This is a genomic window from Streptomyces sp. NPDC002911 (assembly GCF_053591835.1).
The window spans coordinates 75,509-81,538 of sequence record NZ_JBSFUO010000024.1 but is presented as its reverse complement, the minus strand read 5'-3'; the positions used below and the strand labels follow the sequence as shown (position 1 = coordinate 81,538).

Annotated in this window: 7 protein-coding genes; all 7 read right to left on the bottom strand. The window is 69.7% G+C overall.

Annotation, left to right across the window (positions count from 1 at the left end):
- Positions 1-844: methionine adenosyltransferase (metK, locus tag ACWD04_RS27175; RefSeq protein WP_451136189.1), on the bottom strand; the 844-nt coding region annotated here is incomplete at its 3' end.
- A gap of 240 nt (positions 845-1,084) precedes the next feature.
- Positions 1,085-2,287 carry a bifunctional phosphopantothenoylcysteine decarboxylase/phosphopantothenate--cysteine ligase CoaBC gene (gene coaBC, locus ACWD04_RS27170; RefSeq protein ID WP_451136187.1) on the bottom strand — a complete coding sequence of 401 codons (1,203 nt, stop codon included), beginning with the start codon at positions 2,285-2,287 and terminating at the stop codon, positions 1,085-1,087.
- 179 nt (positions 2,288-2,466) lie between these two features.
- A complete protein-coding gene (rpoZ, locus tag ACWD04_RS27165; protein WP_003970369.1) occupies positions 2,467-2,739 on the bottom strand; it encodes a DNA-directed RNA polymerase subunit omega in 273 nt (90 codons plus the stop codon).
- Positions 2,740-2,840: 101 nt separating this feature from the next.
- Complete coding sequence (gene gmk / locus ACWD04_RS27160; RefSeq protein WP_451136184.1) at positions 2,841-3,458, bottom strand: guanylate kinase; 618 nt, start codon at positions 3,456-3,458, stop codon at positions 2,841-2,843.
- A 38-nt stretch (positions 3,459-3,496) separates the two neighbouring features.
- Complete coding sequence (locus ACWD04_RS27155; protein WP_266702292.1) at positions 3,497-3,820, bottom strand: integration host factor; 324 nt, start codon at positions 3,818-3,820, stop codon at positions 3,497-3,499.
- 244 nt (positions 3,821-4,064) lie between these two features.
- Positions 4,065-4,904, bottom strand: a complete 840-nt coding sequence (pyrF, locus tag ACWD04_RS27150; RefSeq protein WP_451136182.1) for an orotidine-5'-phosphate decarboxylase — start codon at positions 4,902-4,904, stop codon at positions 4,065-4,067.
- Positions 4,901-6,013, bottom strand: a complete 1,113-nt coding sequence (locus ACWD04_RS27145) for a quinone-dependent dihydroorotate dehydrogenase (RefSeq protein ID WP_451136180.1) — start codon at positions 6,011-6,013, stop codon at positions 4,901-4,903. Before ACWD04_RS27145 ends, pyrF begins: the two co-directional genes overlap by 4 nt.
- Between the last annotated feature and the right edge of the window lie 17 nt (positions 6,014-6,030).

The following is a 6,030-nucleotide window of genomic DNA, read 5'->3' as shown; positions in this document are numbered from 1 at the left end:
CGGAGAAAGCGCCGCCGCCGTGGCGGGCCATGCCGCCGTAGGTGTCGATGATGATCTTGCGGCCGGTGAGGCCGGCGTCACCCATCGGACCGCCGATCTCGAAACGGCCGGTCGGGTTCACCAGCAGACGGTAGCCCGCGGTGTCCAGCTTGATGCCGTCCTCGATGAGCTGGGCCAGGACGTGCTCGACGACGAACTCGCGGATGTCGGGCGCGAGCAGCGAGTCCAGATCGATGTCGGAGGCGTGCTGCGAGGAGACGACGACCGTGTCGAGGCGGACGGCCTTGTCGCCGTCGTACTCGATGGTGACCTGGGTCTTGCCGTCGGGGCGCAGGTACGGGATGGTCCCGTTCTTGCGGACCTCGGACAGCCGGCGCGAGAGCCGGTGCGCGAGGTGGATCGGCAGAGGCATCAGCTCGGGCGTCTCGTCACAGGCGTAGCCGAACATCAGCCCCTGGTCGCCCGCGCCCTGCTTGTCGAGCTCGTCCTCATCGCCTTCGACACGCTTCTCGTACGCGGTGTCGACACCCTGGGCGATGTCCGGGGACTGCGCACCGATGGACACCGAGACGCCGCAGGAGGCTCCGTCGAAGCCCTTCTTGGAGGAGTCGTAGCCGATCTCCAGGACCTTGTTGCGCACAAGGTTGGGGATGTCGGCGTAGGCCTTGGTCGTGACCTCACCCGCGACATGCACCAGACCAGTGGTGATCAAGGTCTCGACGGCGACGCGCGAGGAAGGGTCCTCACGCAGGAGCGCGTCGAGAATCGTGTCGCTGATCTGGTCAGCGATCTTGTCGGGGTGGCCCTCGGTGACGGACTCCGAGGTGAAGAGACGGCGGGACACATCGCTCCCTGGGGTTGCAGCGGCTGCTGGCTGATCATTGATGGAACTCCGGGAGCTGCGCCCGGCACATTCCGTCGACCAGTTTATCGGTCGCTTCCGGTGATCGGGTCACGCGTCTCGCCCCTTGGGAGGTCTGTGATCTGCGGCACTGTTGACAGCATTACGACAATCCCTCCTCCGGAGCGCGAGACATGGCCGGTTGTGGCTGATTTCTTCCCACCGGGGCGGCACCTACGCAATCTAACCGAAACGCGCCGCCACCAGGTCCCATACCGTGTCGGCGAGGGCCTCCTTCGGCCCGTACGGCACCGCGGTCTCGCCGCCGTCGGCGCCGAGCACGACCGCCTCGTTCTCCTCGGACCCGAAGGTCTTGCGCTCCCCCACCTCGTTCACGACGAGGAGATCACAGCCCTTACGGCGGAGCTTCTCGCGGCCGTTGGCGAGGACGTCGTCGGTCTCGGCGGCGAAACCGACGACGAGCTGCCCCGGCCGGGCCCGGTGCGTGGCGACCTCGGCCAGGACGTCAGGATTACGGACGAGCGCGACGGGGGCGGGCTCCTGGCCGTCCTTCTTCTTGATCTTCCCCGTCGCGTAGGCGGCGGGCCGGAAGTCGGCGACCGCCGCGGCCATCACCACCACATCGGCGTCGGCCGCCGCCTTCAGCACGGCCTCGCGCAGCTGCACGGCGGTCCCGGCACGCACGACGTCGGCGCCCGCCGGGTCCGGGAGCCCCGTGTTGGCCTCGATCAGCGTCACCCGGGCGCCACGCGCGACGGCGGTGCGGGCGAGGGCGTAGCCCTGCTTGCCCGAGGACCGGTTGCCCAGGTAGCGCACCGGGTCGAGCGGCTCACGGGTGCCGCCCGCGCTGATCACCACGTGCCGGCCCGCGAGGTCGGGGGTGCCGGGTCCGCGGGTCAGGACGCGTCGGCAGACCTCGAAGATCTCCCCCGGGTCGGGCAGCCGGCCCTTGCCCGTGTCGACACCGGTGAGCCGGCCGACGGCGGGCTCGATGACGACGGCGCCACGGCGGCGCAGAGTGGCGACGTTCTCCTGGGTGGCGGGGTGCTCCCACATCTCGGTGTGCATCGCGGGTGCGAAGACGACCGGGCAGCGTGCGGTGAGCAGGGTGTTGGTGAGGAGGTCGTCGGCCAGGCCGTGGGCGGCCTTGGCCAGCATGTCGGCGGTGGCGGGGGCGACCACGACGAGATCGGCCCCCTGGCCGATCCGGACGTGGGGCACCTCGTGCACGCTCTCCCAGACCTCGGTCGACACGGGATTCCCGGAGAGGGCGGACCAGGTGGCCGCTCCGACGAAGTTCAGCGACGCGTCGGTCGGGACGACCCGTACGTCGTGGCCGGACTCGGTCAGCCTGCGCAGCAGTTCGCACGCCTTGTACGCGGCGATGCCGCCGCTGACCCCCAGGACGACCTTCGGCTTGTCCACTGCGTCTCCCCGCACTCGTGTCTGGCCGCACTCACGTGCGGCCTCATGACGTACGCACTCCATGCTGCCTCACCGCCCCGGACGCGCTCAGCCGGGTCTCCGGGGCGGGCACACCACAGGCCCGGCGGATACCGTCCGCCGGGCCTGTGGTGAAGGTGCGTTTCCTGCGTACCGCCTGCTTACTGCGCGGGGCCCTCGATGGCCTCGGAGGTCAGCAGACCCGCGTTGATCTCGCGGAGCGCGATCGAGAGCGGCTTCTCGTGCACGTGCGTGTCGACGAGCGGACCGACGTACTCGAGGAGGCCTTCACCGAGCTGCGAGTAGTACGCGTTGATCTGGCGCGCGCGCTTGGCGGCGTAGATCACGAGGCTGTACTTCGAGTCGGTGGCCTCGAGGAGCTCATCAATCGGGGGGTTGATGATGCCCTCGGGCGTGGTGATGGAAGAGGACACTCTCTGCCTTCCGAAGGGGATAGAGATCAAAGAGATCTTTGATCATGCTGGTTCCGCAGTGGTGATGCTCTGCGTCCGCGGTGTGGTGAGGAGCGGCGAGGTCAGTCGTCGGTACCGCGGAGGCCGGAAGCCTGCAGCATCAACGTTAGCAGCTCGCGTGCCACGTCCTCGACGGAGGTGTTGACGAGCGTCGTGTCGAACTCGGCCTCGGCGGCCAGCTCGACCTTCGCCGCCGTGAGACGGCGCTCGATGACGTCGGGCGCCTCCGTCCCGCGGCCGGTGAGCCGGCGTACCAGCTCGTCCCAGCTGGGCGGTGCGAGGAAGACGAGCTGCGCCTCGGGCATCGTCTGGCGGACCAGCCGGGCGCCCTGCAGGTCGATCTCCAGCAGCACCGGCTCGCCCGCCTCCAGGCGGTCGAGCACGGCCCGGCGGGGCGTGCCGTAGCGGTTGCCCGCGAATTCGGCCCACTCCAGCAGCTCGCCGTTGGCGACCAGCTTGTCGAACTCCTCGTCTTCCACGAAGAAGTAGTGGACACCGTCGCGCTCGCCGGGGCGGGGCTTACGGGTCGTGGCGGACACCGAGAGCCATACCTCGGGGTGAACCTTGCGCATATGAGCGACGACCGTGCTCTTGCCGACCCCCGAGGGGCCGGAGAGCACGGTCAGCCGCGGACGTGCGTCCGGGGGTACGGGGGACGTCCCCCGGGATGTTGCAGCCATGGTGCGATTATCCAGGTTCTCAGGAGTGCCTGAGAACGTCAGGCGGCGCTGCCGCCGAACTCACGCTCCAGGGATGCGATCTGGTTGGAGCCAAGACCCCGGACCCGGCGGCTCTCGGAAATGCCGAGCCTCTCCATGATCTGCTTGGCGCGGACCTTGCCCACGCCCGGCAGGGACTCCAGGAGGGCGGAGACCTTCATCTTGCCGATGACGTCGTTCTCCCGGCCCTGCTTGATGACCTCATGGAGCGAGGCGCCGGAGTGCTTGAGTCGATTCTTGACCTCGGCCCGCTCCCGGCGAGCCGCGGCGGCCTTTTCGAGCGCGGCTGCGCGCTGTTCAGGGGTAAGGGGCGGAAGAGCCACGCCTACGTCACCTCGGATGTCGATCTGTCGGATACGGACCGGTGCGGAACCTGGTGGCTCCACACCTGGTGAGCAACGAACAACCTGTGCTCGTTGGCCCTCGACGGAGACTAGCGGCCAAGGCCGCCTGAGTCAGCGAGAACAGACGAAAAGTCCTGGTCAGCCTCCACCGACCCGGACATTCCGGCCATAACCACCAAGAATTTTGGTCAGGATTCCGTCAACAGGCTGTTACGTGGCATGGTCAGCTTTCCGAGACGGCCGTACGGACCTCGTCCGCGAACCGTCCGGCGGCTTCGCGCAGCCCTGACGCGTCCGGTCCATGACGCAGCACGCCCCGGCTCACGCTCGGCACCACGTTGCCTACCGCGGTGCCGAAGACGCGAGGCAGATCCGCGGGGGTGGCGCCCTGGGCGCCGATGCCGGGGGCGAGCAGCGGACCGTTGATCGACAGATCGGCGCCGACGTCCCCGAGCGTGGCGCCGACCACGGCGCCGACGGACCCGAGGGGCGTCGCGCCCGCGTTCTCGGCCGCCATGTGGTCCAGCATCAGCTGGGCCAGCGAACGCCCGTCGGCCGCGGTGGCGCGCTGGACCTCGGCGCCCTCCGGGTTGGAGGTGAGGGCGAGCACGAAGACACCCGAGCCGGAGACCGCGGCCGCGTCGAGCGCCGGGCGCAGCGAGCCGAAGCCGAGGTACGGCGAGACGGTGACCGCGTCGGAGAACAGCGGCGAGTCCTTGTCGAGGTAGGTCGCCGCGTAGGCGCCCATCGTGGAGCCGATGTCGCCGCGCTTGGCGTCCATGAGCACGAGGGCCCCCGCCGCGCGGGCCTCTTCGACGGCCTTCTCCAGCACGGCGGTACCGCGCGATCCGAAGCGCTCGAAGAACGCGGACTGCGGTTTGAGGACGGCGACCCGGTCGGCCAGCGCCTCGACGACCGTACGCGTGAAGCGCTCGAGGCCCGCGATGTCGTCGTTCAGGCCCCAGGAGGTGAGCAGGGAGGCGTGCGGGTCGATGCCGACGCAGAGCGGCCCGCGGGTGTCCATGGCGTGGCGCAGGCGCGCACCGAAGGGTTCAGGGGTCACTGCATGGCCTTCTTCCGGGTCTCGGCGCCGACGGCTTCGGCGAGGGTGGCGTACGGAGATGCGGCCAGGCGGGCGGCCAGGCCCTTGTGGATCGCGCGGGCGTAGAGCGGGCCCTCGTAGATGAAGGCGCTGTAGCCCTGGACGAGCGTGGCGCCGGCCAGGATGCGCTGCCAGGCGTCCTCGGCGTTCTCGATGCCCCCGACGCCCACCAGGGTGATCCGGGTCCCCACACGGGCGTACAGGCGGCTCAGGACCTCCAGGGAGCGCCCCTTGAGGGGGGCGCCGGAGAGTCCGCCGGTCTCCTCGGCCAAGGACGCCGCTGACCTCAGGCCGAGGCTGTCGCGGGCGAGCGTGGTGTTGGTGGCGATGATGCCGTCCAGGCCGAGCTCGACGGCGAGGTCGGCGACCGCGTCGACGTCCTCGTCCGCGAGGTCCGGGGCGATCTTGACGAGCAGCGGGACCCGTCGGCCGGTGACGGTGCGGTCGGCGGCCTCGCGGACCGCGGTGAGCAGCGGGCGGAGCGCCTCGGTGGCCTGGAGGTTGCGCAGGCCGGGCGTGTTGGGCGAGGAGACGTTCACGACGAGGTAGTCGGCGTGGGCGGCGAGCCGCTCGGTGGATTTCACGTAGTCGCCCACGGCTTCGCCCTCGGGGACGGCCTTGGTCTTGCCGATGTTGACGCCGACGGTCGTGCGGAAGACCGGGGTGCGGGCGGCGAGGCGCTCGGCCACGGCCGCGGAGCCCTCGTTGTTGAAGCCCATGCGGTTGATCAGCGCCCGGTCGGCGACGAGGCGGAACAACCGCTTCTTCGGGTTGCCGGGCTGCGGCTCGCCGGTGACCGTGCCGATCTCGATGTGGTCGAAGCCGAGCATCGACATGCCGTCGATCGCTACGGCGTTCTTGTCGAAGCCGGCGGCGAGCCCGAAGGGGCCGTGCATCCGCAGGCCGAGCGCCTCGGTGCGCAGTTCCTCGAAGCGGGGCGCGAGCGCGGCGGCCACGAAGGTGCGCAGTACGGGCGTCCGGGCGGCGAGGCGGATCCAGCGGAAGGCCAGGTGGTGGGCCTGCTCGGGGTCCATCCGCTTGAAGACCAGCTGGAAGAAGAATTTGTACATCACAGGTGTCCTCATGA

Coding starts and splice junctions, on each gene's coding strand:
- gmk (WP_451136184.1), bottom strand. CDS start 3,458: ATGGCTGCAACATCCCGGGGGACGTCCCCCGTACCCCCGGACGCACGT.
- ACWD04_RS27145 (WP_451136180.1), bottom strand. CDS start 6,013: ATGTACAAATTCTTCTTCCAGCTGGTCTTCAAGCGGATGGACCCCGAG.